Consider the following 26,225-nt stretch of genomic DNA (forward strand, 5'->3'; position numbering starts at 1 on the left):
TCTTTTGATGTGATTCAGTTGGGGCTGGCCTGGCGATCCAGTGAACTCACCAACTCAGTACCCCACCCTCCAACCGCTTAACGCCGCGGATTTTGCCAAGCTGCTCCGCAAGACGGAATAGAGCCAAATCCTTCACCTTCGCTTCAATCATGACGTCGATGCGGGGAAGATCGATTTCTTTGCAGCTTTTGAGAAAAGCCGTGAGCATCTCCGGTTCGATGTAATCCGAGTGGGAGCGAAATTCCTTCTCGCTCTTGGGCGAGGAGACGTGGATCTTTATCGGCAGTTCTCCCCATGTCTGGGCAATTTGGGGAAGCAGCTCTATGGGAGAAAGAACGGATGGATTGCACCAATCATGGTGCAAATCCAGCATGCACGGGCGCTGCAGCTTCTGGCTTACGGCAAGGGTCTCCTCCAACGTGTACGTTTTATCATCGTTCTCGAACGTCAGCCGCCGCATCGCAGACTCGGGTACCTTCGGCGCGTTGTCGAAAAGCTTCTGCGTCGCAGCCTCCTTATCGCCATACACACCGCCAACATGGATGTTAATGATGCCGGCCTCGTCCAGTCCCATGCCATCCAGAATGGCCGCATGATAATTCAAATCTTCGATCGCCGCAGCAACCACTTTATCGCTTCCGTTGAGCAGCGTGAATTGATTCGGATGCATGCTGAGCCGAATATCGTGTGCCTTCGCGAAGTCACCGAGCTTGCGAAGCTCGTCCGCATACTCACTGGCTACATCAATCCGCACATCTGGATGTGTGGCCAGCGGGATTAGTGCAGACGACAGTCGAAACAAACGAATGCCGTGAGCGGCATTGTAATAGAGAATCCGCTGCGTAGCTTGGAGGTTTTTGCGGCCAATTTCAATAGCACGCTGCATGGCTTCGTCGCGCGGCCGCTCGGAGAATAGCTTATATGTGAACGTTGAACTAGGCGTGTTATTATAAATCGCCATTGCAGTAGATACGAATCCAAGTCGAATAATCACGTGCGTCCTCCGTTGCTCGAAAGTTAATGGTTACTCTAGTGTACCCCTTTTCCTAGCTAGCTTTCTCACAAACTTTCATCTTGGTGGCAGGGGGACACAAAAAAGCCTCCCACTCCACAGGACAAGGGTGGAAGGGAGGCTTAATGGTCTGTGCTACGCAGGCAGTTAACTGTAAAAAGTACAGCTAATTGACTGACATTGCGCCGAAAATTGCAGTTAGATGGAGAAAGTCCATCTATTTCTCGATATTTAACCGATTTCCTAGTGATTCCTCGAAAATAACGGGAGTTTTTCCCGTTATTTCGTTTCGCCAGCCGTTATCGCCGAAATTAGATGGAGGTTTTCCATCTAATCGTTTCCGTGGGGGCGTCGGGGAGGCGGTGGTTGCAGCAAGAAATCAGTTGATTGCGGTGGTTTGGTATGATGCCCTTAAACTCGCTCAACCTTCAACAGGTTGGTTGTACCGGACTTCCCAACTGGAATACCGGCGGAGACGACCGTGAGGTCGCCTTTCTTCACATAACCAAGCGTCTCCGCTTGGTTGATCGCGGAGCGAATCATCGCATCCGTCGATTCGCAGAACTCACCAAGAACAGGGATAACGCCCTGCACCATGCTCAATTGGCTGATCGCGTGCTGGCTGTTCGTTACCGCGATAATCGGTGCTTCTGGGCGATATTTCGCGATCATACGCGCCGTGAAGCCTGTCTCTGTCGGTGTGAGAATCGCCGCAGCATGCAGCTTGTTCGCGGAAGATACAACCGCTTGGCACAACACTTCCGTGATTTCGTTGTTGGATTGCAGCTGCGCATCAACCAAGGAGCTGCGCACCATGGTTTGCTCGACGCGCTCAGCGATGGTCGCCATCATCGTCACGGACTCGATCGGATATTTACCAGCGGCTGTCTCGCCGGAAAGCATCACAACGTCACTGCCGTCAAGCACGGCATTGGCCACGTCACTCACTTCAGCGCGAGTCGGACGCGGGTTGCGCTGCATGGAATCCAGCATTTGCGTAGCTGTGATAACTGGTTTACCAGCGAGGTTACAAGCGCGAATCATATCTTTTTGTGCAATCGGAACTTCCTCTGTCGGAATTTCAACCCCAAGGTCACCACGGGCAACCATGATGCCATCGGACGCTTCCAAGATGGAAGCGAAGTTCGTCATGCCTTCTTCGTTCTCGATTTTGGAGATGATCGGCGTCAAACCAGCGCCGTGCTGCTCCAGAAGCGCGCGAACCTCACTAACATCGTTTCCGTTACGAACGAAGGACATCGCGACGATCGAAATATTTTCCTCAACGCCGAATTTGATGTGCATCACATCGCGCTCTGTCACACCTGGCAAGGATGTACGTACGCCTGGCAAGTTAACGCCTTTGCGCTGCTTCAACTGAGCGGGGTTCAAGACACTGCATGTCACTTCTGTGCCGTCGATCATTTCAACGCGCAGTTCAATGGAGCCATCGTCGATCAACACAAGATTGCCTGGTTTAACATCTTGCGGCAAGCCTGGGTAGTTCACGGATACGCGGCTGGAGTCACCGATAATTTGTTCGGTCGTCAAGACGATGCGATCGCCCGTTTGCAAGTCATAGGAAGCATCTTTCAGTTGACCGATGCGGATTTCTGGACCCTTGATATCCATCAGGATCGGGATAATAACACCCATTTCTTGAGCAGCTTGGCGTACACGCTGAATACGACCGCGGTGTTCATCCAAATCGCCATGTGCCATATTTAAACGCGCAACGCTCATGCCAGCGCCAATTAATTCTTTCAGAGTTGAAACGGAGTCGCACGCAGGACCCATCGTACAAATGATTTTCGTTTTACGCATCGTGAAGGACTTCCTTTCGAATGTAAGAGATTAGTTGGCTTCATTATATGCCTTATTCATGCGATTTTCTATGAACTATAGTATGATATATGTAATATAGTATGATAAAAAGAGGCGAGGATCCTATGCAGCTAACCGGCTTTCACTATGATAAAAGCAGTACATGGAACGAGGAACAGCCCAATAAGCGTCCGGATTGGACGCTGATATTCGTGATCTATGGCCGCTGTGTATACTGGATTAATGAGAAAAAACAGGTGCTAGAGAAAGGGCAATGGCTGCTCATCCCGAGTGAAACTCCCTACTATGGTCGAAGTGTACCCACGAAAATTCATGAGAAATTTGTGCTGCATGTAGATGCACAAACAGCCTCTCACATATTTCCGCTGCTCCAACAAGCGTCCTACACCTGCCGACAGACCGGCAAATTCGACATCATCGCAGATCGGCTGCGCTTGATTCATCGCGGCTGGCAAGACAAACAGCCCTATTACATGGCGCTATGTGAAGCGCACCTGCAAGAGCTGTTTGTGTATCTCCAACGGGAGTGGGATCAGGCAGCCACAACCTCGGCGACCGCACTTCTCGTGGAGCAAATGAAAGGCTATATCCAGAATCATTATCGCGAGCATGTCACCAAGGACGAGTTAGGCACCTGTATCAGCCGCTCGCCGAATTATGCAGCGTCGCTTTTTCGCCAAGTCACAGGTCAAACCATCAGCGAATTCGTTCACGTCACGAGAATCAAAACAGCCGTCTACATGCTGCGCCATTCCGCCCTGACCGTCACCGAAATTGCCGAGTTTATCGGCTATAATGATCCTTCTTATTTTTATCGTGTATTCCGAAGAATGACCGGGTTAGTGCCAACCGAGCTAGTTTCAGATCGTGAAACCATTCGAAAATAATTACATCGTTCCGCCGCCGAGACGTACGTTAGCTGGAATTTGTTCAGGACCTTTGTTGATATAGTCGTGAATGAATGTACCGACACTAGCTTCATCGAATTTGGCGAGTGACATTGTTTTCGTCCAAGCTGTAACCACGACCTCTTGATCGGCAGGCACATCCACATTAGGTACTGCGAGAACACCAGCACCAGCCGTCTTGAAGTGGGTCAAATATTCAAGTCGATCGAGCAGCTCCTTCGGTGCATCGGGATGGTAATGGATGATGATATCGCCATGCTCCAAGTTGTGGACAAGCATCTCGTAACCAGGTCTTTCCTTATAGAAACCGAATTTCAAATCATGAGGGCTATGCGTACCTGAAGTAGGAATTTTCATGTCGTACATCAAGGTGCCATCTTTATGATCGCGCCCGTAATCTTTATCTGTTGTGACCTGAATATTGGCATGGAAATTAAGCTTATCTAGGCTGTACTTGCCTGCGGAGCTTTGAATAAGTGAAGTACCGACGCTGCCGAGAGCGATAATGAGCAGGGCATGTGAAAGAAGGAGCCATGTTTTATGTTTCTTTTTCAGTGCTTGCTTTTCAGCCTTTTTCAACCGCGAGGTGTTGTCTTTGTTTATTTTTGCTGCGAGCACATAACCAATGATAGCTGCAATGAATAGAGCTAGTCCGATATAGAGCAATATGGTCATCATTTCAATCCCTTTCTGCATCGTGGAATGATCCACCCTGAATAAGTTCCATTATTGAAAAATAATGAAGACACTACAAATTGTAGTTTTTCTAAGGGGTGGAAGTCAACTTCTAATGTTTTCCTGATTTTGGAATGCCAAATAAAGGGTTTGAAGAACTATTTGTTGAATGGTGTAGAGAAATGTCTGATTTTGTAGAAAGTTATTTAGGGGGGAGTAACAATGACGGATCAACTGCTTGAATTAAACAGAAGGAACAGCTTAATGGTTAAGCTTTTATGGGCGTGTCTTGCCCTTGGGGTCGCGGCTGCGTATACATCCGCATCCATGATGATAAGCCTTTCCTCGGTCGGTGTACCGATTGCCATTGTATGCACGATTTTAACCTGGAAGAAGATTGCTATTCCGTATACGAAGTATGTTATTGCAGTTGGGCTTAGTGCGATTTCTTATTTTTTCATGTCACATAGTGCATCTTTGTTTGGTCTGTTTATTTTGTACCTAAGCTTAGCCCTCATTTCTTTATACATGGACTATAAGCCGCTCGTACTGAATGGTGTACTCGGACTGATTAATTTGAACTATTACATAACAACGCTAACTCCACATGTAGATCCCATTGGGGTTAATGTTTTTTATCTGCTCACGATCATGACACTCATCGGTCAAAGTCAGATTGGGAGAAGAATGTTAACGAACGTTGCCAGAAGTGCGAAGGAATCGGAGCTTGCTAAAATCAAGACCGATGAAGTACTGTCAGGCGTGCGTACAACGACAGAAGTGCTGGGTACATCGAGTGGAAACCTGCAAGAGAATGCTACGGTAACAGGTAGAATTACGGAGGAAGTCGTTGCTGCCTTTCAGGAGATTACGATCGGTATTGAATCACAAGCGTCCAGCATTAACGATATTACATCAGCTATTCAGAATGTGAATGAGACGGTGGAACAGACCACTGCGGCATCGAATACGATGAGCAGCAGATCTCAGGATACGGCGAGAATGACGAACGAAGGCAAGACCCAGATGGAAGATTTGTCGCTCAAAATCAATGATATCACCGTCATCGTCACCGAGACTTCCGATATCATGAATGAAGTGAATGAAGAAAACGTGAAAATCGGGAATATCGTTTCCACCATTGCAGAAATCGCGAACCAGACGAATCTATTGTCGCTGAATGCTTCAATCGAGGCTGCTCGTGCAGGCGAGCATGGCAAGGGCTTCTCCGTTGTAGCCAACGAAATTAGGAAGCTGGCGCAGAACGCGCACATTGCATCGACGGATATTTCAGAAATCCTCGGCTCAATTCAGGCCAAAGTTGTGAAAGCCGCCCAGAAGGTTGCCGTTGGCATTACTGCCGTAGAATCCGGGAAGAAATCGACAGTTAGCGTCAATCAATTGTTCGAGGTTATCAATTCGAATACAGCGGAAGTGATGGAGCAGGCGGGGCACCTGCAGCGCATGAATCAACAATTGCAGATCTCATCGCAGCGTGTAGCGGAAGAGATGACGTCTGTTGCAGCAATTACCGAGGAGTCCGCAGCATCCGTTCAAGAAGTGCTGGCTAGCGCGGAAGTGCAGCAGCATCGGGTGCAGAATATCGTAGACAGCATCCGTCAATTAAACGGATTGACGCAGGATCTGAAGCATCTGATTGAGAAATAAATGTGCACGAGGATCCTTTGGGAAAAAAAGGATTGCCAAAGAGCGGCTAATCCGCTACAGTTAAGCCAAATGAATAGCAACACGGGTGCTTGATGAAGTCAGGCTGAGATAGTGGCCCTAATGCCACTGACCGTTAATCTGATCTGGATAATGCCAGCGTAGAGACCTGATGTGCTTTTTTTATGCACAAATGTTCAAGCCTGCCGGTATTTCGGTGGGCTTTTTTTGTCCTTTAGGGGCAAGGAGACCATGTATCCAAGGTTGGCGTGTTCGCCTATCTCATTGACAAATATGAATGGGAAAAAGGAGTCGAGAAGAAGATGGCGCAAAGGGAAGCAAGCAAAAAAGGGTTGAAGCTGACAGATATTTTGATCACGATTGTTATTTCAGCAGTGTTTGGTGTGATTTATCGGATTTGGGGACCGATTTATGATCTCATGAAGCCCCTAGGCTTACATGCGGAGCAGTTGAGCTATGGCATGTGGTTCATGGCGGCAACTTTCGCGTTCCTCGTGATCCGCAAACCTGGTGTTGCTCTGTTGGCTGAATTGGCAGCGGCAACGATCGAGGCCTTGTATGGCGGCCATTGGGGTGTGGCGACGCTTGTCTTTGGATTACTGCAAGGGCTTGGTGCTGAGCTGGTGTTCGCGGCTTTCCGCTATCGTCGCACCAATGTGGGGGTAACTATTCTTGCAGCTTTCGCTTCAGCCATCATGTCCATTTTTGTGGATACGTACTATGGCTACATCGATCAGCTGGCTTTCTGGAATTATACGTTATTCATTGGTTTACGTTTACTGGGCAGCGCTTTGATCGCTGGCGTATTCGCCTACTATTTGACGAGCGCCTTGTCTCGCACGGGTGTGCTGAATCTGATTCGACCTGTTTCCAAAAAAGATTACGACGTATTGGGGTAACGAGATGAGTGAAGGAATGAGCGTTACGAATCTACGGTTAAAATATCCCGGCGATGACGCCCCCCTGATCTTTCAGGGGGTTTCCTTTTCCATCGAGCCTGGTGAGAAGGTGCTGCTTCTAGGACCTAGCGGCAGCGGGAAATCGACGCTGCTTCAAGTGCTGAGCGGAATTGTCCCGGACATGATTGAGCTTCCGCTCAAAGCGGATGAGATTCGCAGGCCTAGCCGGTGGGGGTATGTATTTCAAGATCCAGATACACAGTTCTGTATGCCTTATATTGACGAAGAAATCGCGTTCGTGTTGGAAAATCAGGAAGTGCCGCGGGCAGATATGCCTGCGCGCATTCGGTATTATTTGGACTTGGTCGGGTTGCATGTGCCCGATGCGCATACGTTGATTAGTACGCTGTCTCAAGGAATGAAGCAGCGTCTAGCGATTGCTAGCGTGCTGGCGCTTGAGCCGGAGGTACTCTTTCTCGATGAGCCCACGGCATTGTTGGATGAAGAAGGTACGAAACAAGTGTGGGACACGATTCGAGCGATTAGCGGGGACAAAACCCTCCTCATTGTTGAGCACAAAATTAGCGGCATGCTGGATTTGCTCGATCGGTTGATCATCCTGACACCCGAGGGTAGGGTTCTAGCGGATGGACCGCCGAATACCATGTTCGAGCTGTACAAAGAGCAAATGAGGGAATATGGCATTTGGTATCCTGAGGTGTGGGAGGATTACGCCAAGGAGAATTTGCTTGCGGATGTGAGGGGAGAGGACCAAGGGAATATGGAGCCCACAAGTGTGGTGCCGCTGGCGCCCGTTATGGTCTTTCAGGATTTCGTCGGTGTTCGCGGCGGGCAGATCAGGACCTCTGTGGATAACTTTATCGTCTATCCAGGTGATTGGATCACCGTTGTCGGCGCCAACGGTGCAGGCAAAAGCTCGCTCCTCCTCGCGATCATGCGGCTCATCCCAACCCGCGGAAGCTGTGTGATCGCGGGCGTGAAGGGCAACAAAGTCGAGCACCTTGCGGAGCAAGTCGGCTTTGTGTTCCAGAACCCGGAGTTCCAGTTCGTCACGAACTCCGTGGAGGAGGAGCTGACCTATGGCTTGCCAGAGGGTCAGCCAAAGAACGGGCAGTGGGCAGCGGCTGAGCTGCTGCTCCGAGAATACGACCTGCTCGCGCTGCGCGAGCGGCACCCGTTCCAGCTCTCGCTGGGCCAGAAGCGCAGGCTCAGCGTGGCGTCCGCGATGGTTCGCGGGCCACGCATCCTGCTGCTGGATGAGCCCACCTTCGGGCTCGATGCGCGCGGCACGCTGCGCATGCTCGAGCAGCTGGAGCGGCTGCGCGCCAGCGGAACTGTGATCGTGATGGTGACCCACGATCACGAGATCGTCCAGCGCTGGGCGACCCGCGTCTGGCAGGTCGAGGCGGGGCGCGTGACCGAAAGTGCTCCTAAGCTGTCTGCCCACGTCGTGCATGCCGTCACGGGAGGTGAGCCGCTGCTATGCAAATAACGTTCAGCTTTCGTGAGACGTGGCTGCACCGGGTGAACCCGGGAGTGAAGCTCGTCTTGTCGATTCTGCTATTCATCGTGGTTGTCTTCACACATAACCTCAACATGATGCTGTTCCTGACGTTAGGCGCCTTGCTGCCGTTGGCGCTATTATCAGGACATCCTACGAAGAGACTGTTACTATATGCGTCGCCATTTCTGCTGATTTTCGTGTCCTCCACCGCGGGGATGATGATGTTCGGTAACGGGGAGACCGAATGGTTTCATCTCGGGATTATTCGAATCACCGAGGAGAGCTTCTACCGCGGAATCCATCTTGGTTTGCGCGGCATACAGGTAGCCTCCGTAGGCTTGTTGTTCAGCTTGACCACGCGGCCTGTCGCCTTGTTCTATGCGATGATGCAGCAGTGGAAGGTCGCGCCGAAGTACGCGTACAGTTTTCTGGCAGCATTGCGCATGCTGCCTGTCATCTTGGAGGAGCTGCAGACGCTTCGCTATGCGCTCAAGGTCAGGGGCAAGCGCAAGCAGCGGAATCCGCTGACATCGTGGTATACCACGATGCGGATGATCGCGATCCCGCTGCTGGCTCAAAGCATTCGCCGTGCCCATCGGACGGCGGTGGCGATGGAAGCGAAGCGTTTTTCGATGAGTCGCAAACGCACGTATTATTATGTATCCACTTACTCTAGGTTGGATGTATATTACAGTCTCTACTGGGTCGTACTGATTGCAGCATCCTATTGGCTAGCAGTTACGTGGCCGCTTCTAAGCAGTGTAGATGTGCGTTAAAAAAAGAGCAATCCAACTCCTGATGCGAGGTGGGTTGCTCTTTGGCTCATTCGCCCCATTTGAGCATGAGCGTGACTCGGCAGCATGGATTGCCAGTGACGCGTGGGCCAACCACGAACTGTACAGCACTTGGGCTGTAGCTAGTTTCAATAGAAGATTCACTACCGAGGGATTGAACAATGCGATCTACTTCTTTTTGATTGCCACTCTGAGCATTTGTCATTAACTGTTGGGCAATCGTGGGGTCTGTGAGCTTCTTGACGAGGAAGGAAGCATCCTTCAGTAGGTGCTCAGAGGTAACGACCGAGTTAGACAGCATTTTAGTATTAACAGGGGGAAAGTTGCGGTCCCACGCCCAGTAAGGTGCGTAGTGGTAGGGATGAACTGGATACTGATGATACTGAACTGGGGGATAGGAGTAATAGGTTGGGTCGTTGTACATCGAGACCGACCCCTTTCTGTAAAATGATGAGCACTAGCAATATATGTGATAGATGGGCGAGTGTGCGTCCGCGTACAAAAAAGCTCCCCAGGCGGGGAGCTGCATTTCTTCGTTCAACTTCACTTTATTTAGTTAGTGTAACGTAGCTGGTAACTTTTACACCCGTTGCTGAAACTGCTGTAAGTTCAAAATATGTCACATTACCCGTTACATGCACGGTACCATCGGAATCGACCGATACCGAGCCAACAGTGGAGCCTGCTTCCCCTCGCACATCATTCGTGATGAATAAAGTGCCTAGAGCAAAGTTGTAATTTGGAATGTCGAGGCCCTTGTATGTGTTTCCATAGCTATCTGTAGCCGTAAGATCCATAGCTGTGTAAGCGTTGAAATTAGCTTTGTATACACTGTCAGCAACATCTATTGCCATGGGTTCCGTAAAGGAAGTTTCACCGACCGTCAATGTCTTTACACTCACAGGATCGCTTTGGACTGTTACGCTGACATGCAGTTGTTTAGCTTCCCCAGTACCCACTTGCACAATCACACTTACGTCAGTGGTTCCTGCTTTGTTCCCCAACACGTAGGCACGATGGTCGGAAGTAAGGCCTACTTTGGCAATGCTAGGATCTGTGGAGACAACAGACTGTACAATTCCGGGAATCGCGATTTCTTCACCAGCAGATGATGTTACTTTTATTTTGATCTCTTTTGCAAATTTACTTTGCGTAGGATCTTCAGCAATCGTTTTTGTGATGATACCTGTAGCGGAGCTAGTCAAACCACTATCGATGACACTAGCCAAATGGTAATCACCTACAATGGATACATTGCTTGGGTTAGATGGAGATACGATCGGCAGATTCTGAGCTTTGAATGCATCTTGAGCCCCGTACGAGCTAAGTACGAGATCTTCACGTGTCGCGGCTTGGTCGCCAGCTTTGCTAGTTGGATGAATACCAAGCGCAGTGGCCTGTTTAACCGCATCGGTATACCAAGGCGAGCCTGTCATAGAAACCGTTTTTCCTAATCCTTTAAGAAGCACGGTATCCAACTGAGCCGCCGTAACCGATTCGCCAGGCTGGAAGGTTGTATCTGTAACGCCGTCGATGAGACCGGCTTTTTTGGCCGCTTCAATATAAGGGATTGCCCAACCGTTAGCTGCGTCATCCGCATGAACATCTGTGAAGCTGGACACGTTAATAGTAAGATCAACCGGGATATTGTAGATTTTCGTAGCTACTTTAGCGAATTGAGCACGCGTCATATTTTGCGAGATTCCAAAAGTTGTACCCGAGACTCCCTCGAAAATACCATCAGCGATCATACGATCGATTTTCGTTTTCAAAGTTGCGTTACTTCCAGCCAAATCTGTAAAATCAGCGCTTGTTTTAACAGCGGCGGAGGCAGGTTGAACAAGTGTTAGAGCAGCGAATAGTGATAAAGCCATGGCAGTTGTCGAGATCACCGTAAGTTTTTTATTAGATTTCATATAGGAATGGCCTCCTTGGCATGTTACGAGTTTTGTGTTTCTAGCATTTCTAGTTATCTCGTATTTCACGTGCTTGTCTTGTTGCTATAACTATAGCTTGCCTGATCATCCACGTCATTGTCAAATTTCTGGCAGTCTCAATAGGAGAGTGCTAATTCAATATGGATTTTAAGCTGCGAATAGAAAAACAGTTCGCTTCATGATATACTCACATACAGGAGATGATCAGATGAATGCGAAGGTTTCTTTCCAAACGCTCCGCCGCCCCAAGCTTGTCGATGATGTTGTGACACAGCTGCAGAAGAAAATTTCGGATGGCGAGCTGAAAATCGGTGATAAGATACCGACGGAGCCGGAATTGATGGAGCAGTTCGGCGTCGGCCGCTCTACCATACGTGAGGCTGTAAGAGTGCTTGTGCATGCGGGACTGCTGGAGAAGAAGCAGGGCTTTGGCACGTTTCTAACGGGGCATTCCGATGCAGCGATGCAGGAACCGCTAGTCCACCGACTGCGTCGGGCGGAAATTTTGGAAGTCTACGAAGTTAGAAAAATGCTCGAGCTAGAAATATCCAGACTCGCAGCAGTACGTCGCGACGAAACGGATTTGGAGCAAATGAGTGAAGCATTGGATCAACGGTTGCAGGCGCTGGAGCGAGGGGACACGAACGCTTATTTAGCGGCAGACATGGCTTTTCATCAGGCGATTGCGGTCGCTAGCAAAAACAGCATTGTTGTCGATCTGTATCGCTCATTTTCAGCGGTGTTGTTGGATGCTCTGACGAATTTAGTAAAAGATGAGCAGGTTCACGATCACCATCATCTCTTTCATGTGAATTTGTTTCAAGCGATCCAAGATAAGGATGTTGCCGCTGCGGAGCATTGGACGCTTCAGAATCTGGAAGGGACCGTCCAGCAAGTCAAAAAGTTTCTTCAACAGGACTAGAGTAAGAATAGCTTCAAGAGGAAGATGGGAGCGGAAGTCATCCTTGCCTTTCTCATGTTTTTAAACATCAGATGATATGATGATAAGGAGTGATTTTCATGCAAACAGCAACAAGATCAGCTACTGCTACCAATTCAGCACAGACACAAGCACGTACGGTCTACGCCATTTTATTCTCGATCAGCTTGGTGCATTTATTGAATGATGCGATTCAGTCGGTCATTCCCGCCATTTTCCCGATTCTGCATGACTCCCTACAATTAAGTTTTACGCAGATCGGCTGGATCGCCTTTACGCTCAATGTGACAGCTTCTTTGTTCCAGCCCTTAATTGGGTTGTATACGGACGCGAGACCGAAGCCCTATTTATTGCCAATCGGCGTGGTGTTCTCGTTGTTAGGTATTGTCGTACTGGCCTATGCTGGAACGTTTTCACATGTGATCATGGCAGTTATTCTCGTTGGATTAGGGTCTTCGGTGCTGCATCCGGAGTCTTCGCGGGTCGCCTTTTTAGCTGCGGGTCCTCGTAGAGGGCTGGCGCAGTCGATTTTTCAAACAGGCGGGAACATTGGCCAGGCGTTGGCTCCTATTTTTACCGCACTCATTTTCGTACCGTTAGGTCAGTTCGGAATCATCTGGTTTACGTTTGCGGCGGCAGCGGGGATAGTGGTTCAGATATTTGTGGCAAAATGGTACCAAGGCGCGCTAGTTGTGCGTTCCACTGTTCGTAAATCGGCTTCGGTGAAGAAGCCTTTGCCTAAGAAAACAGTTGCCTACGCGCTAGGTATTCTGATCATGCTGCTCTTTTCCAAGTTCGTCTATGTGGCGAGTATGACGGGGTTCTACGCGTTCTATTTAATGGACCACTTCGGAGTCACGACGGGGAAAGCACAGCTCATTATTTTCACCTTGCTAGCAGCTGGGGCTGTGGGTACATTTATGGGTGGCCCCTTGGCTGACCGATTTGGTAGAAGAAATATGATCTGGTTCTCCATTCTGGGAACGGCGCCTTTCTCGTTGCTGCTTCCGTTTGTGAGCTTGTTCTGGTCAGCGGTTCTATGTGCGTGCATCGGGTTCATTCTGTTGTCTGGCTTCTCCGTGATCGTGGTCTACGCGCAAGAGCTGTTGCCAGGCAAGGTTGGCACGGTATCTGGGCTATTCTTCGGTCTGGCGTTTGGCTTAGGCGGGATTGGTTCAGCGGTACTCGGGACTTTGGCGGATGCGACCAGCATTGGCTTCGTGATTCGGCTATGTGCGTACTTGCCATTGCTAGGACTGCTAGCAGCCTTTCTTCCTACGGATAAAAAGCTAAACATGACAAATGAATAGCGAAGAATAGGCTCATTGAGAATGATAATTATCCTCATTTACTAACTTTTAATTAACTACTTTACAAATGTAAGTGAGTTGGATATAATAAACCCAACACAAGATTACATTTGGAGGAGGTAGAGATCATGGGTAAATGTGCATGCGGAAACACACAAAACGGTGAGGGCAACTGCGACGGTTCACACGCTAAAAAAGACAAATAAGGTTCGGCACACATAGAAGATTTGGAAAAGGACTCCGGCGAGGTTAGGCTCGTTAGGGTCCTTTTTTTGACGTGTATTTTGGGAGATTTCTCCGCGGGCATCTGCATCAAATGCGAATTGTAGCGGGCTGAAGGGGAAGGATGAGGGGCCTCGTTTAACTGGAAAATCTACAGCTAATTTCATGTTCCACGGGTAAAAATCACGATTAAATGGAAAAAGGGTAGTTATTTTCAGCGTATCCGCCATTTTCGCTGGAAACGGGCGGAATTAACTACATGTTATCCAGCTATTTCAATATAAAAGGGGAATAGTACGAATATAACAGTACTATTTCCATGTATCTTCGGGAAGTTCAAACATTTGCTATCTGTACACCTTATCTCCACCTTGCAACTATCGCTCGCACAAGCTAGCTGGGTAGTTATCTCTCTTCCCGAGACTTTTAAAAAATTGAAAATAATCAGGGGAACATGTACATTAAGACTAAGATGTTATCTGAAATGGGGAGTGGGAAGCATGGATGTGAAAGAAGCGATTCGCCAGCGGCGCAGTATTGGGAAACTCAAGCAGGATCCCATCGAGCACGCGCTGATTGAAGAGATCTTGGAAGCTGCTGTCTGGGCACCTAATCACGCGAATACGGAACCTTGGCGGTTCTGGGTGATGTCAGGTGAAGGCAGAAAGCTGTTGGGACGCGGGTATGCCGAAGTCGCCATTGCGGAAGCGAAGGCAGGTGCAGATGCGGCACTGTCTGAGGAAGAAGAAGAGCAGCTGCGCAGCAGCAGTGAGAAGAAAGCGTTTCGAGCTCCGCTCGTTATTGCTGTGGCTGTCTCCCCAGCCGAAAAGCCAGTCGTACCTGTGATTGAGGAGTATGCGGCTGTTCACTGCGCCGTACAGAATATGATGCTAGCTGCACATGCCCTGGGCTTAGGCACCATCTGGCGTACTGGTGATCCCACGTATCATCCGAAAATGCAAGAGAACTTCGGTCTCGCAGGCAAAGAAGAGATGGTCGGCTTCATCTACATCGGTTACCCGGAAGTCATTCCAACGAAGGCAGCACGTGTTCCCTTTGCATTAAAAACGCAATGGATAACGGAGTAACTACCGTTTTCCGAACCTTTTTGGAGGGAGTATCCCTACTCGTTAACACAACATGGGAATCGGTAGCCAAATAAAGCCAATCATCGTTATGGTCATAAAAAAACTCGCCCCCCTATGCGGGGAGCGAGTCTATTCTAGTTCTTCAGCGCAACCGCAATCCTTGCGGCGGTCTGCGCGTTGTGATAAACGAGCGCGATGTTCGTCTCCAGGCTGCGCCCTTCCGTCAGCTGCTTGATCCGCGCTAGCAAGAAAGGCGTGACCTTCTTCCCGGTCACGTTCTGCTCTTTGGCCTCATTCAGCGCCTGCTGGATGACGGCCTCGATCTCGACATGGTCCATAGCGGATTCCGCTGGGACCGGGTTGGCGATGACGGCGCCGCCGCGTAAGGACAGCTCCCACTTCGTGCGGAGCATAGCGGCCACGTCAGCCGCCTCATCGAGGCGGAAGTCTACGCCATAGCCGCTTTCGCGGGCGTAGAAGGACGGGAACTCGCTCGTTTGGTAACCAACCACGGGCACGCCGTGGGTTTCCAAGTACTCGAGCGTACGTCCAATGTCGAGGATCGATTTCACGCCGGCGCAGACGACAGCGACGTTGGTTGCCGCCAGCTCCGTCAAATCAGCGGAGATGTCCATGGAGGTTTCTCCCTCGCGGTGGACACCGCCAATGCCACCGGTAGCGAACACTTCGATGCCAGCGAGGGCAGCACCGATCATCGTCGCAGATACCGTGGTTGCACCGATTTTTCCAGAGGAGAGGATGTACGGGAAGTCGCGGCGGCTTACTTTTTCCACATGGCCATTCGTTGCAAAAGCTTCGAGCTCCTGTTCGTTTAAGCCGATCTTGATTTTGCCATCCATGATGCCGATCGTTGCCGGAACAGCGCCGTTATCGCGAATAATTTGTTCCACTTTTTTCGCCATTTCAATATTTTGCGGGTAGGGCATACCGTGGGAAATAATCGTTGTTTCCAACGCCACGATCGGTTTATTGTTCGCGAGAGCTTCCTTCACTTCATCGGTAAAAGTTAAATATGAGTTAGATAACATGGTTTAATCTCCTTTAGTCATCGTGTTTATCGTAAGATGCAAGCGTTCCTCGTTCAGCTCGCTGGACGTGGATTGACTGGTTTGAAGCGTAATGTGCGCAGCAGCAAGACCGAATTCACAGGATTTCAGATATGATTGTTGATGGGTAACGCCATAGACAATACCTGCTACGAAAGCATCCCCTGCGCCTGTAACCTCGACCACCTGAGTGGGAAACGGAGGAAAGAAATGTTCGCCTTCTTCGCCCGCATAGTGAACTCCTCGGCTTCCGAGTGTAATGTAAACATGCTTCACACCCCGCTCGCGAATGGCCCCAGCAATTTTCGAATGGTCTGGCTCTACATAGAACATATCAATGACGTCCTGGTTCTTGGATAGTGGTGTGTGAGTTAGTTGTATGGCCTCTTCTAAATTGGGGAAAATAGCCGTTACACCAGACAGATCAGTCGGAAGCTTCTTCGATTTCTCCGAGGAAACAGGATCAATGAAGAGGGGGATATTCTCCTCCTGACATCGACGGATCAGCTCCTCCAAGGTGTCACTAGGTAGATTCGTATCTGCAATCACGAGCTTGGCAGCGGCAACATGGGACCATTTATCCCGAAGCATCGCTGGTGAAAATTTATCGTAGATGTCCATATTGGCAAAAGCGAGAAACATCTCACCCGAAGTATCTAGGAGTGCGGTATATGATCCCGTATTCTCACCATTCAATACGATGGCTTGGCTGACGTCAACACCTCGTCGCCTCGTTTCCTCCAGTACCCACTGGCCCGTTTTGTCGTCGCCAACCACAGTTAGGAGCGCCGTTTGCCGATCTAATCCGGCTAAAGCTTCAGCGATGTTGCGTGCAACGCCGCCACAAGACTCGGTTACGGTTACAGGGTTAGAGGAAGCTAAGCGGATCGCTTGTTTGCCAGTGGCTTTACTGTCGAGATTGGCTCCGCCGATGCAGACAATCATGTCTTCATCCGAAGTGACATAGGCTCTGCCGCGAATCGTTCCCTTCTTGGTCAAAGAGGCAATATAACCAGCAACAGCGGACCGGGAGATCCCGATGATACCTGCCATTTCATGCTGGGAAATGAATGGATTTTGACGGATAAGCGCTAGGATTTGCTGTTCACGATCCATGCAAAACTCCCCTCCTTCGTCTTTCTCTCCTTATTTTAACGCACCTCAAAACAAAAGTCTATTTAATAAACAAGTGTCCATGTGAGCGTGCCAAAAAGCCCGTTCCCCAATTAGGAACTAGGCTTCTCTAGTGGCCCAAACAAAAGCTATTCCGAATGCGTAGAGTTGGAGCGCGACCCTAGTCCAAGCAAACCGAGTAAGCCCAATAAACCGAGGTAGCTGTACCACGGCTTTGTTTTATTTTTTGGCGCAGTAGTGACGGACTGAGCTTGTAGGGTTGTGACGTTAAGCGCCGTTGGCGGTGTAATCCCATAAGCAGCAGCATAGCCATTCAAGTTCACAGTTGGGAGTAAACGAGTGTCTGCCCCTGGCATACCAAAAGGATTGGTTTGATACATCGTGGCAGAGCCACTTTTTAAATGTTGCAGATTTTCGGTCTGTGACACATTCGAGCTGTGATCGTTGGCATGCAGCCGATATTGATGTGCACCGAGTAGAAGCGAAAAAGTAAGGAAAGAAATCGAAGCTAATTTGAAAGAGCGGGTAACCATTATCCATACCTCCAGGTATTTAGTAGATAGGAGTCATTCAGTGTAGGTAAGCATATATTCCCCTGCGAATGAGAAGTTATGCATGGAGGAGGCTTGTCGTTTGACGCTATACAAAGAAAAAACCGTCGCCCCTAGATAACTAGGAGACAACGGTTCTGTACAACCATTTACTTTGTGACTGTCACTTGAACGGTCGTTTTCATGTTGGCAAAAGTAACGGTAATACGGGCAGTCCCTTTGCCAGTTGCTTTGATAATGCCATCTTTGACATCTGCGTTCATGATGTTGGAAGTTGTCCAGAGTGCGGGCTTGGTTACATCTTCTTCGGATCCGTCTGTATACGTAGCCAAGGCTTCCACTTTCGCTGTTTCGCCTTCTTTAAGCGTTAGTTTAACGACATTGGTCTTCAAATATTTCAAAGAATCAATTTCGACAGGAATCGATACGGTTTTACCTCCAAAGAAGCCAGTGATATTGGTTTTCCCTGAAGCTGTCGCTGTGAAAAGTCCTTTATCGATGGTACCGAGTTTGTAGGAGCTCACTTTCCAAATCGCGCTTTCTGTTACATCCTTCGTTGTCCCGTCGGACAAAGTTGCGGTTAATTTCAGTTGAGTTTGAACACCGCTTTTGGTAACGAAGAACGCTTTATCAGCGGTTAGTCCATCAATCACGCCGATTTCAACCGGAATGGAAATACTTTTACCGCCAAAAGTCGCTGTGATCGTCGCTTTGCCGCGGGCAACTGGCGTCACGAGACCTTTGGACACCGTAACAATAGAGCTATTGCTTGTTTTCCACTCGGCTTCCGTTGTTACCGTACGCGATGCTTCATTCGCATCAGTGGCTGTAAGGGCAATGATTCTTGTTTCGTTCAGATCAAAAATGAGGCTAGCGACATTCGCTGTTAATTCACTTGCCATATCCACCTGCACGGGGATTGTGACCGTTGTTGTATCCAGTTGAGCCGTCAAAGTCGATACACCAGATCCGATAGCTTTCACAACACCTTTATCGACGGTGACTGCTTTGATATTACTGCTAGTCCAGATAACATCTGCGGTGACATCTTTCTCCTTGTCGTCGGTGTACAAAGCTTCGGCTGTTAGTGTAACGGATGCGCCCTTCTTCAGGACCAGTTCCTCTTCACTAATCGTTAGACTCTTCAGCACGCCTACCGAAACTTGAACGACTGCTTTCCGTGTCCCGTATTCTGCAGTAATTGATGCAGCGCCTGTAGCCGTGCCTGTAATGGTCCCGCCGCGTACCTCTGCAATCGCTTCGGAGCTAGTTTTCCAGGTAGCTTTGTCCGTCACTTCAACTTCGCGACCGTCTTTAAAATAAGCAGTCAACTCGACGTTAGCCGAATCGCCAATCTGCATGTTGACGATCTTCTGTGAAGCTTTAATGAGTGTAGGCACATCAACTTCGACTTGTGTCGTTGTTGTTTTGCCGCCATAAGTTGCTGTTACTTTGGCAATTCCGGCTTTATAAGTTGTGATATTTCCTTTGGTAACAAAAGCAATATCCTCATCGTCAACGCTCCAGGCAGCGCTATCCGTTATGATTGCCGTTGTGCCATCGGCATAGGTAGCACGCAGCACGAGCTGCGCAGTGTCGCCTGTTTTCAATGTTACCAATTCAGAGTCCACAACTAGACGTCGTGGAACCTCAACGTCAACCTTAGCCGTAACTACTTTCTCTCCATACTTCGCAGTAACGGTTGCTTCACCGATCGCATTGCCGAGCAGTTGGCCATTCGTTACGTTCACGATATCTTCATTGCTTGACGTCCATTCTGCACGATCCGAAATATCTGTCGTGGTTCCGTTCGCATAGGTAGCTGTAAGCTTTAACGAGCCAGTCCCATATTTCTTGAGCAAAATGCTTTGTTTATCCAATTCAAGCTTCACTGTGCTGTCTACATCAACCGTTATCGTTGTTGATTTCGTGCCGTAGGTAGCTGTTAGTGTTGCTTTACCAACGCTATAACCCGTAATCGTTCCTTTGATCGCATCCGCTACAGCTGATTTATCCGTTGTCCATACCGCTTTACTCGATACGTCATCTACGGAGCCATCCGGATAAGTCGCCATCAACTTAAGTTTCGCTGTACCATTCAGAAGTAAGGAAACATTTGATTTCTCTGCATCTAATCGACGTACAACTTCGACATCGACGTCCAAGGCAAGGGTTTGATTCATATACGTAACTGTAATCGTGGCGCTGCCGGGATTTTGTCCTTTGACTAATCCATTGGTTACCGTTGCGATTGAGCTTGCATCGACGGTGTAATCAGCTTTACTCGTCACATTCTCTGAGGTGCCATCTTCATAGTAAGCAGTAATTGTGACTTGATCTGTCCCATTGAGACGAAGATCAAGGGCTTGCTTATCCGTCGTTAACGATTTCACTTTCTTACTTACGGTTACCGTAACGATCTCCGTTTTACCCAAGTAAGTAGCCGTAATAACCGCTTTTCCTTCTTTTTTCGCAGTAACGACACCTGCATATACGGAAGCTACGTCCGTTGAACCCGAATTCCAGTCTGTTTTGACAGTAGCATTTTCCGTCGAACCGCTGACAAATATAGCTGTAGCCGATAAATTTGCTGTATTACCGACTTGTAAGCTGAGTTCATTTTTGTTCAAAACGAGCTTAGAAATCTCATCTGCTGCCAAAGCACTTCCTGTGAAAATAGCCTGACTTGCTAAAATGAAAATCACGACTAGGGACAACCATTTACTTTGAGAAAACCTCTTCATGCTTCATTTCCCTCCATTAAAGCTGTTGCTAGAATTTGCTTGATGAAAATAGATATTTATTTTCATCGGCATTTCATAGCGGAAAATGAAGGGAAATCATGGTATTACTTGCTGAAAGTTTGCTGAATATGTCGAAAAAAAGAAAACCCCGGTTTCACGCGCCTGCGGGGTTCAAGGTTTAACCGCGTTTCACAATTTTGAAGTTATCTTCAAGCAGCAGCCAGTTCTGCGGGAACTTAAGTCCTAGCTTCCAATAGCTGATGCCGCGAAGACCGAGCTCTTGGATCAAACGGAACTTAGCTTGAATAGAGCGAGCATCCTCAAACCAAACCGTATGTTCCTTACCCGCGTCATCCCAATAGTTAAAATGCGGAGCTTGCGCGGTGTAATCGTATAAAATTTGCGCGTTATATTTACGGGCTAGATCGATTGCAGCCTGTGGTGAAATCGCTTTGGCGTAAGCGCCTCCTTGCACAAAGGGTAGCGTCCAGTCGTAGCCGTACAAATTTTGACCCATCATGATTTTCGAAGAGGGCATTTCACTGCGGGCATACTCCAACACTTTGCGAACGGGTCCTATAGGAGAAACGGCCATTGGCGGTCCGCCGCTGTAGCCCCACTCATAGGTCATGATGATGACAAAATCGACAATTTGACCATGGGCTTTATAATCGTGAGCTTCGTACCAAGCACCAGCTTGTGTTGCACTTGTTTTAGGTGCGAGCGCGGTGGATACGAGATAGCCTTTCCGATGGAAGCGATCTACGGCTTTGCGCAGGAATTTGTTATACGCCTCGCGATCTGTCGGGAGAAGATGTTCAATGTCAAAATGAATATCTTTAAACCCAAGCCTCTCCGCTGTTGTTTCGATGGTATCGAGCAAACGATTTTGAACAGCCTCGTCGGTTAGGATAACATGCCCAAGTTCTGCGCTGAATTGATCATTCTCAAGGTTGGTGACCACCATCATCAGGGTGACTCCATGCTGCTTCGCGATGTCTCGCAAATGGTCAAGTGGCGGCTGAACCAAGGTTCCATCGCGGTTAATGCGGAAGCTGAAGGGAGCTAAGTAGGTCAAATGAGGTGATGCTTCGCGAGCGGCTTGAACGAGAACAGGTGACACATCAGAGCCTCTAGGCTCAATATAGGCATTTACTTCGGCTTGTTTGCGCGGGGTAGGGGGGATATATAATCGGAAACCGCTAGGCAATGTTTGATATAACGTGAGTCCGTTGACAGAAGCGAGTTCGTCTAGGTCAATGCCAAGCTTTTGTGCGATCCGGTAAAGACCCTCGCCAGGCTGTACCCAATAGTAGGAGCCAACAATCGGAATGACTAATGCCTGTCCGATGACTAACGATTGCGAGGGAGTTAACTCATTCGCTTCTGCCACCTCTTCGACCGACACGCCGTAGGTTTGCGAAATACGATACAACGTTTGCCCCTTTTGGACAACGTGAATTTGCATAGGTTATGCCTCCTTAAAAAAATAACCGAGCCGCCTACATGGAAGTCTCAGTGGCTGAAACTGGCTAAAAGCGCAACTAAGACACCCAAAGTGGGAGGCTCAGGAGATGGGGAGTCGGAAATGACTGTATCCGAGCCTGCTTTTCGATAAAACTAACCTCTTAACCGTGGTCGTTCATCCCTGGAATGACCTCGTCAAAGGTTTTCTCATATGTTATTCCGCCAGTGGGCGTTAGGTGAATGTCTTGGGGAAAAAGATAAAGAGCTCGCCTCTGCGGACCCACGTAGGGTCAAAGAGGCGAGCTTGGTTACAGCCCTTGCTGCCGAAGCAGCTGGGCTGTCAGCTCTGGATGCGAGATTGGGAAATGGTGCGCTGCCGCGATCTCGATCACGCGGGCGGAGCGAAGCTCCTCCGCCAAAGCCAATGCGCGATCCTGTGTGCCCCACAGGATCGAAGCCTCCCGCAGCAGCTCCGCCTGTTGCTGCGGGGGAAACGCCTCTGCGCGGGTCAGCGCAGAGAGGGTCTCGGCAGTCGACTTCCGCACACGCGGCGACTGCAGCTCTTGCAGGACATAAGTGACATACGAAGTCGGTATGTCACTTATGTCTACGAAGCAGCGCTGCGCCAGCAGCTGCTTCCGCAGGTCTTTCTCGCGCAGCCGGCGCAGCGCAAGATGGTTGAGGCGCGCGCTGCGGTACATGCGTGCGGCTGGTTGCAGGGCAGGCTGCAGCAAATGCAGCCTGTGGATCCGCTCCGGCACGCGGGCGTAGGCGTGGGCGGCCAGCAAGCCGCCCAGAGAGTGGCCCACGAGCGTGACCGGGCTGTCGAAGGCGCGGATCGCCTCGACGAGCGCCGCGATGTGGCCCTCCATCACATCGCTTGCGTGATGGTAGGGCGAGCGCCCGAAGCCTGGCAGATCGACTAGGCAGACGTCGTGCTCTGGGAACTGCGCTGCGAGAGGGAGCAGGCAATCTGCTCCGCTAAGCGTGCCGTGCACGAAGAGGAGGGTGTTTTTTTGCGGCTCCAAAGGCTTTCGTTCCAGCCGTAGTTCAGCGTCGCTCCTTACCAAACCCTCTGTCGATGTACGACGCCCAGTTCCGCTTCGCTCCAGACTAGCCAAAGGCCCTCGCTTCCCTCTCACAAACCCTTCCGCAGGCATATGGCCATGCACGAGCTGAAAATCAAGATCCGCAATCGTAAAAGGCAGTATCTCACCCTGAACCTTATTCGGGAGCTTATGTTTGTGCAGCAAGCTTTCTTTCGGTGCAACCGGAAAAGGGGTGTTCTTTTTTACGATAAATTCTAGGGATTCCTTGGGGATACCTAACTTTTGTCCTAAAGAAGTACCTAAAAGCTTACTGAGCCACTTTGGCGAGATGGATCCATGAGGCTTACTGACACGCAGCTCTTTGGCGATCATGGCAACTAGCTCCTGCATGGAAAGACTTACCTTGGGATCGTCCAACAAATAGTAAGTTTGCGTAGACGGTGGTGCAGCTTCTTTGGTTAATAAGTTGACGAAGGAGGCGACATGATCGACATGGACCAGCGGCAACCAATGTGTAGAACCGCCAGGTACGATAGACATCAAGCCGCGCGCCGTAGCTCGGACAAGAATGCCGAGACCGCCGGTTTGGGGCGTTTCTCCATGCTGCGAGCTGCCGATGACCACGCTGGGATGAACGATGGACAGAGGGAATCCAAGTTCCTGAGCGCCTTCCCGAATGCGCAAATCCGCGAGGCATTTCATCAGCTCATACGGCGGACCTTGTTCCAATTGTGCGATGACGGGAGCGGGATTGTGCATATTTTCGTCCGTCCAAGGGCTTTTGAACCCAACCACGTGGATAAAATGCTTTAATCCTCCGCGCAGCTGAATGTCCGCAGCCAATCGAAGCATTTCCTCTGCAGCCTGCAGGAAAACCACGCGTGCCTTCGCTTCGCTGATCCGAATATCCATCGGTCCACCTGCATGAATAATGACATTTGCGGTCATAACCTTTTCCCTGTCAGCGTGGCTCAAGCCAAGGCCAGGCGTGCCCAAATCACCAATGACAGGGCGAATGCGACTTGTCATGGGGGCAGCACTGTATGACCAACCTAGTTCTTTACAAATTTGCTCCCAACGCAAACTTGACCGCACGAGCACAGACACCGTGTGATTCTCTTGGGAAAGCTGCTCTAACGTGTGCGTTCCGATAAATCCTGTACCACCAGTCATAAAAATATGAGCCAAATGAATAACCTCCATCTTGTGTTTTTTTAGTACCAAACAGTACTAAAGATGAGTAAAAAAATTACTTTAGCAATTGGGCTAAAGTAGTAAGTGTTTGACCCAACAAAGCTGGATCTTGATTCGCATGCTGTAGAAATAGAGCGCCTTCGAGTGTCGAAACGATAAGCCCTGCGACAGCTTTTGTAGAAAGAGTAGGAGAGAACTCTCCTTTGCGCACGCCTTCGAGAAGCAGATCTTCCACTAGGCGCATTTGATCCTGAAAAAACAACCCCACTTTCCGTCTAAGTTCGTCTGCCTCCTGCGGCATTTGGGTATACAGCGTGAGGAAGGGGCACCCAGCTAAGAAACTAGTTTCTGGGCCTGCCATGCTTTGAAGGAACAGATCGAAACGCTCCTGTACAGGTAAGTCTGAACGAGCTGCGATCTCTTGCATCTGCCGTGTGTAGGCCCCAATAAGCTGATCGAGAATCGCGGCCAAGAGCTCTTCTTTGCTTTTGAAATAATAGTAAATATTCGTCTTAGACACCTTGCTGGTGATCACGATTTCATCCATACTCGTCGCCAGATAGCCTTGAGTCAGAAAGAGATTCCTAGCTGTCAGAAGTACAACATCACGATTGGTTATTCTTTTTGTCTTTGTCATAAATAGTACTATACAGTACTAAAACGTGAGTGTCAAATTGTTCCATGTCATTTAGGCGGGATGGGGGAGGATGAACAGGTGGAATAGGGGATGCGGAGGTGTTGGTGGTGCTGTAGTGATGGTTTTCATGCTTACAGCTGGTGAAACAGGTGTTGTTAGAGGTGTGTGGGAGAAAGAGGAGTTTAGGCTTAGTCTTAGGAGTAGGTACTATTGGAAAATAGTACTATTTGGAAAAGGCGCAGTACCATATACTGAGTATCAAGAGAGCAAGTCATTCATAACGTTGCTTGGCAACGATAGGGGGATTTTTAGATGATGAATCAGCGGAAACGGAACACAACGGCGTTTACTTTTATGGCGTGGGCATCCTTTATCGGAGCTTTCGTAGCAATGTTTATTGGGATATATACACTTGAAGAATCGCTTAGCGTGAAGGGGTATTTCGCGGTGTGTGCACTGTTTCTCACCATGTCGGCGTTCGTGCTGCAGAAGGTCATTCGAGATAATTTGGAGGATGGGTACGAATCCCGTAAACGGAATACATCCGCTTTTACCTTCTTGGCGTGGATCTCCTTCGCATTAGCACTACTGGGCATGTTCATCGGGATTATTAATTTGGACCAGATTCTTTCTGTTAAAGGGTACTACGCTGTAACAGCTTTGTTCCTGACGATGTCCTCCTTTGTTCTGCAAAAAACAGTTCGTGATAACAATGATGACGATTCGTTGATCTCTGTGCAGCATGTACACACAACTTCCCATGCAAACGAAATGAAAATGGAAGAGTAGTCTTAACAAATATTGCCAACCCCCCTCTCGTTCTAGTAATCTATGAATGGGGAGGGATTTGGTATGATTAGGAAAATAAGTAAAGTAATCTCTGCGTTGATGCTAATAGGCTGTCTTGGGTTTACAGTTCCCGTGTGGGGGGCTGAGCAAGTTGTCACCAAGCCTGGCAGTATCACGTATGAGATGCAGGATATTCAGGTGCAGTATGCGGCCGAATTTACCGCTTATCCGCAAGCAATGGTAGGGAAATCTACGGTATCTAAGTCAGTCTACGATGCGGTTTACAGTGACTCGGCTAAGCCATTGCAAGTGTTGTATGGTGTGGTTAAGTTGACGATGCCGACGGGCTACTCCTTCACAGAGGAGTTCATTAGCGTTACGGATGGCGTGAATATTGCACGTGGTTTATCGAATGGTGGCGGTTCTATTTACAACTTGAATAACCAAGTAAGAGGGCAGGAAACCGAGTTCGTGACCGGTAAAAAGCTAGCCGAAAAAAGCGTCGTAAAGGATTACTCCGATGGCTGGAAAGCGATTAGACTGACGCGCAACTGGGATGATTACGGGAACCCGATGAATTTTGCGATTAGTTTCAAATGGGATTTGAAAGGTTCAACGGATCCTTTTTTCCAAAAGCTAACGGAAACTTCCTATGTCATCGACCTCACCACGCTTCGTCATAAAGGCGCGAATCAGGCGGTGCAGCGATGAGGGGATTCTTAGGCAAGGTATCTATTGTCAAAAAGCTAGCT

The 26,225-nt window shown here is 49.1% G+C and carries 23 protein-coding genes, 1 pseudogene and 1 riboswitch; of the genes and pseudogenes, 12 read left to right on the forward strand and 12 right to left on the reverse strand.

Annotated features, from left to right (window positions below):
• Nucleotides 1-46: 46 nt before the first annotated feature.
• Complete coding sequence (uvsE, locus tag ACSQ8P_RS01730) at nt 47-994, reverse strand: UV DNA damage repair endonuclease UvsE (protein ID WP_436233620.1); 948 nt, start codon at nt 992-994, stop codon at nt 47-49.
• Nucleotides 995-1,423: 429 nt separating this feature from the next.
• Nucleotides 1,424-2,836 carry a pyruvate kinase gene (pyk, locus tag ACSQ8P_RS01735; protein WP_436233621.1) on the reverse strand — a complete coding sequence of 471 codons (1,413 nt, stop codon included), beginning with the start codon at nt 2,834-2,836 and terminating at the stop codon, nt 1,424-1,426.
• A 125-nt stretch (nt 2,837-2,961) separates the two neighbouring features.
• Between pyk and ACSQ8P_RS01740 the strand changes: the two genes are divergently transcribed.
• Nucleotides 2,962-3,744, forward strand: a complete 783-nt coding sequence (locus tag ACSQ8P_RS01740) for an AraC family transcriptional regulator (RefSeq protein WP_436233622.1) — start codon at nt 2,962-2,964, stop codon at nt 3,742-3,744.
• Here the strand turns inward: ACSQ8P_RS01740 and ACSQ8P_RS01745 are convergent, their stop codons facing one another.
• A complete protein-coding gene (locus tag ACSQ8P_RS01745) occupies nt 3,745-4,461 on the reverse strand; it encodes a DUF3105 domain-containing protein (protein ID WP_436233623.1) in 717 nt (238 codons plus the stop codon).
• 201 nt (nt 4,462-4,662) lie between these two features.
• Here ACSQ8P_RS01745 and ACSQ8P_RS01750 point away from each other — a divergent pair, with 201 nt between their 5' ends.
• The 4 genes from ACSQ8P_RS01750 to ACSQ8P_RS01765 all read left to right on the forward strand — a co-directional run bounded on the left by ACSQ8P_RS01750 (nt 4,663) and on the right by ACSQ8P_RS01765 (nt 9,326).
• Nucleotides 4,663-6,108: a methyl-accepting chemotaxis protein gene (locus ACSQ8P_RS01750; RefSeq protein WP_436233624.1), complete on the forward strand. Its 1,446-nt coding sequence runs from the start codon at nt 4,663-4,665 to the stop codon at nt 6,106-6,108.
• Nucleotides 6,109-6,179: 71 nt separating this feature from the next.
• A riboswitch (TPP riboswitch) is annotated at nt 6,180-6,290 on the forward strand.
• Nucleotides 6,291-6,428: 138 nt separating this feature from the next.
• A complete protein-coding gene (locus tag ACSQ8P_RS01755) occupies nt 6,429-7,025 on the forward strand; it encodes an ECF transporter S component (protein ID WP_436233625.1) in 597 nt (198 codons plus the stop codon).
• 4 nt (nt 7,026-7,029) lie between these two features.
• Entirely contained in the window at nt 7,030-8,538 is a 1,509-nt protein-coding gene (locus tag ACSQ8P_RS01760; protein ID WP_436233626.1) for an ABC transporter ATP-binding protein, read from the forward strand.
• Nucleotides 8,529-9,326: an energy-coupling factor transporter transmembrane component T family protein gene (locus ACSQ8P_RS01765; protein WP_436233627.1), complete on the forward strand. Its 798-nt coding sequence runs from the start codon at nt 8,529-8,531 to the stop codon at nt 9,324-9,326. Before ACSQ8P_RS01760 ends, ACSQ8P_RS01765 begins: the two co-directional genes overlap by 10 nt.
• Nucleotides 9,327-9,372: 46 nt before the next feature.
• Here ACSQ8P_RS01765 and ACSQ8P_RS01770 read toward each other — a convergent pair whose 3' ends face one another.
• Nucleotides 9,373-9,645: a hypothetical protein gene (locus ACSQ8P_RS01770; protein WP_436233628.1), complete on the reverse strand. Its 273-nt coding sequence runs from the start codon at nt 9,643-9,645 to the stop codon at nt 9,373-9,375.
• A gap of 247 nt (nt 9,646-9,892) precedes the next feature.
• Nucleotides 9,893-11,260: an S-layer homology domain-containing protein gene (locus ACSQ8P_RS01775; RefSeq protein ID WP_436233629.1), complete on the reverse strand. Its 1,368-nt coding sequence runs from the start codon at nt 11,258-11,260 to the stop codon at nt 9,893-9,895.
• A 229-nt stretch (nt 11,261-11,489) separates the two neighbouring features.
• On the opposite strand from ACSQ8P_RS01775, the gene ACSQ8P_RS01780 reads away from it, so the two are divergent.
• The 3 genes from ACSQ8P_RS01780 to ACSQ8P_RS01790 all read left to right on the forward strand — a co-directional run bounded on the left by ACSQ8P_RS01780 (nt 11,490) and on the right by ACSQ8P_RS01790 (nt 14,841).
• Complete coding sequence (locus tag ACSQ8P_RS01780; RefSeq protein WP_436233630.1) at nt 11,490-12,203, forward strand: FadR/GntR family transcriptional regulator; 714 nt, start codon at nt 11,490-11,492, stop codon at nt 12,201-12,203.
• A 98-nt stretch (nt 12,204-12,301) separates the two neighbouring features.
• Nucleotides 12,302-13,531 (forward strand): MFS transporter, encoded by a 1,230-nt coding sequence (locus ACSQ8P_RS01785; protein ID WP_436233631.1) that lies wholly within the window; start codon nt 12,302-12,304, stop codon nt 13,529-13,531.
• Between the two features lie 722 nt (nt 13,532-14,253).
• On the forward strand, nt 14,254-14,841 hold the full coding sequence (locus tag ACSQ8P_RS01790) for a nitroreductase family protein (protein WP_436233632.1): 588 nt from the start codon (nt 14,254-14,256) through the stop codon (nt 14,839-14,841).
• Nucleotides 14,842-14,975: 134 nt separating this feature from the next.
• Here ACSQ8P_RS01790 and ACSQ8P_RS01795 read toward each other — a convergent pair whose 3' ends face one another.
• From ACSQ8P_RS01795 to ACSQ8P_RS01825, 7 genes are all read right to left on the reverse strand, one after another.
• Complete coding sequence (locus tag ACSQ8P_RS01795; RefSeq protein WP_436233633.1) at nt 14,976-15,890, reverse strand: pseudouridine-5'-phosphate glycosidase; 915 nt, start codon at nt 15,888-15,890, stop codon at nt 14,976-14,978.
• 3 nt (nt 15,891-15,893) lie between these two features.
• On the reverse strand, nt 15,894-17,024 hold the full coding sequence (locus ACSQ8P_RS01800) for a carbohydrate kinase (protein ID WP_436233634.1): 1,131 nt from the start codon (nt 17,022-17,024) through the stop codon (nt 15,894-15,896).
• A 146-nt stretch (nt 17,025-17,170) separates the two neighbouring features.
• Complete coding sequence (locus tag ACSQ8P_RS01805) at nt 17,171-17,575, reverse strand: hypothetical protein (RefSeq protein WP_436233635.1); 405 nt, start codon at nt 17,573-17,575, stop codon at nt 17,171-17,173.
• Between the two features lie 167 nt (nt 17,576-17,742).
• The gene (locus ACSQ8P_RS01810) at nt 17,743-20,337 is read right to left on the reverse strand and encodes an Ig-like domain-containing protein (protein WP_436233636.1); all 2,595 of its coding nucleotides are present in this window, start codon (nt 20,335-20,337) and stop codon (nt 17,743-17,745) included.
• A 178-nt stretch (nt 20,338-20,515) separates the two neighbouring features.
• Nucleotides 20,516-21,805: a LysM peptidoglycan-binding domain-containing protein gene (locus tag ACSQ8P_RS01815; RefSeq protein WP_436233637.1), complete on the reverse strand. Its 1,290-nt coding sequence runs from the start codon at nt 21,803-21,805 to the stop codon at nt 20,516-20,518.
• A 307-nt stretch (nt 21,806-22,112) separates the two neighbouring features.
• Entirely contained in the window at nt 22,113-24,056 is a 1,944-nt protein-coding gene (locus tag ACSQ8P_RS01820; protein WP_436233638.1) for an alpha/beta fold hydrolase, read from the reverse strand.
• 46 nt (nt 24,057-24,102) lie between these two features.
• Nucleotides 24,103-24,684 (reverse strand): TetR/AcrR family transcriptional regulator, encoded by a 582-nt coding sequence (locus ACSQ8P_RS01825; protein ID WP_436233639.1) that lies wholly within the window; start codon nt 24,682-24,684, stop codon nt 24,103-24,105.
• A gap of 70 nt (nt 24,685-24,754) precedes the next feature.
• Between ACSQ8P_RS01825 and ACSQ8P_RS01830 the strand changes: the two genes are divergently transcribed.
• The 4 genes and pseudogenes from ACSQ8P_RS01830 to ACSQ8P_RS01845 all read left to right on the forward strand — a co-directional run bounded on the left by ACSQ8P_RS01830 (nt 24,755) and on the right by ACSQ8P_RS01845 (nt 26,184).
• Nucleotides 24,755-25,000 (forward strand): hypothetical protein, encoded by a 246-nt coding sequence (locus ACSQ8P_RS01830; RefSeq protein ID WP_436233640.1) that lies wholly within the window; start codon nt 24,755-24,757, stop codon nt 24,998-25,000.
• Nucleotides 25,000-25,200, forward strand: a pseudogene (locus tag ACSQ8P_RS01835) (YiaA/YiaB family inner membrane protein); the annotation flags it as partial. The gene ACSQ8P_RS01830 and the pseudogene ACSQ8P_RS01835, both read left to right, overlap by 1 nt.
• A 42-nt stretch (nt 25,201-25,242) precedes the next feature.
• The gene (locus ACSQ8P_RS01840; RefSeq protein ID WP_436239430.1) at nt 25,243-25,473 is read left to right on the forward strand and encodes a YiaA/YiaB family inner membrane protein; all 231 of its coding nucleotides are present in this window, start codon (nt 25,243-25,245) and stop codon (nt 25,471-25,473) included.
• 63 nt (nt 25,474-25,536) lie between these two features.
• A complete protein-coding gene (locus ACSQ8P_RS01845; protein WP_436233641.1) occupies nt 25,537-26,184 on the forward strand; it encodes a hypothetical protein in 648 nt (215 codons plus the stop codon).
• Nucleotides 26,185-26,225 lie beyond the last annotated feature (41 nt).

Source organism: Paenibacillus sp. LjRoot153, assembly GCF_964253085.1.
Lineage (GTDB): Bacteria > Bacillota > Bacilli > Paenibacillales > NBRC-103111 > Paenibacillus_E.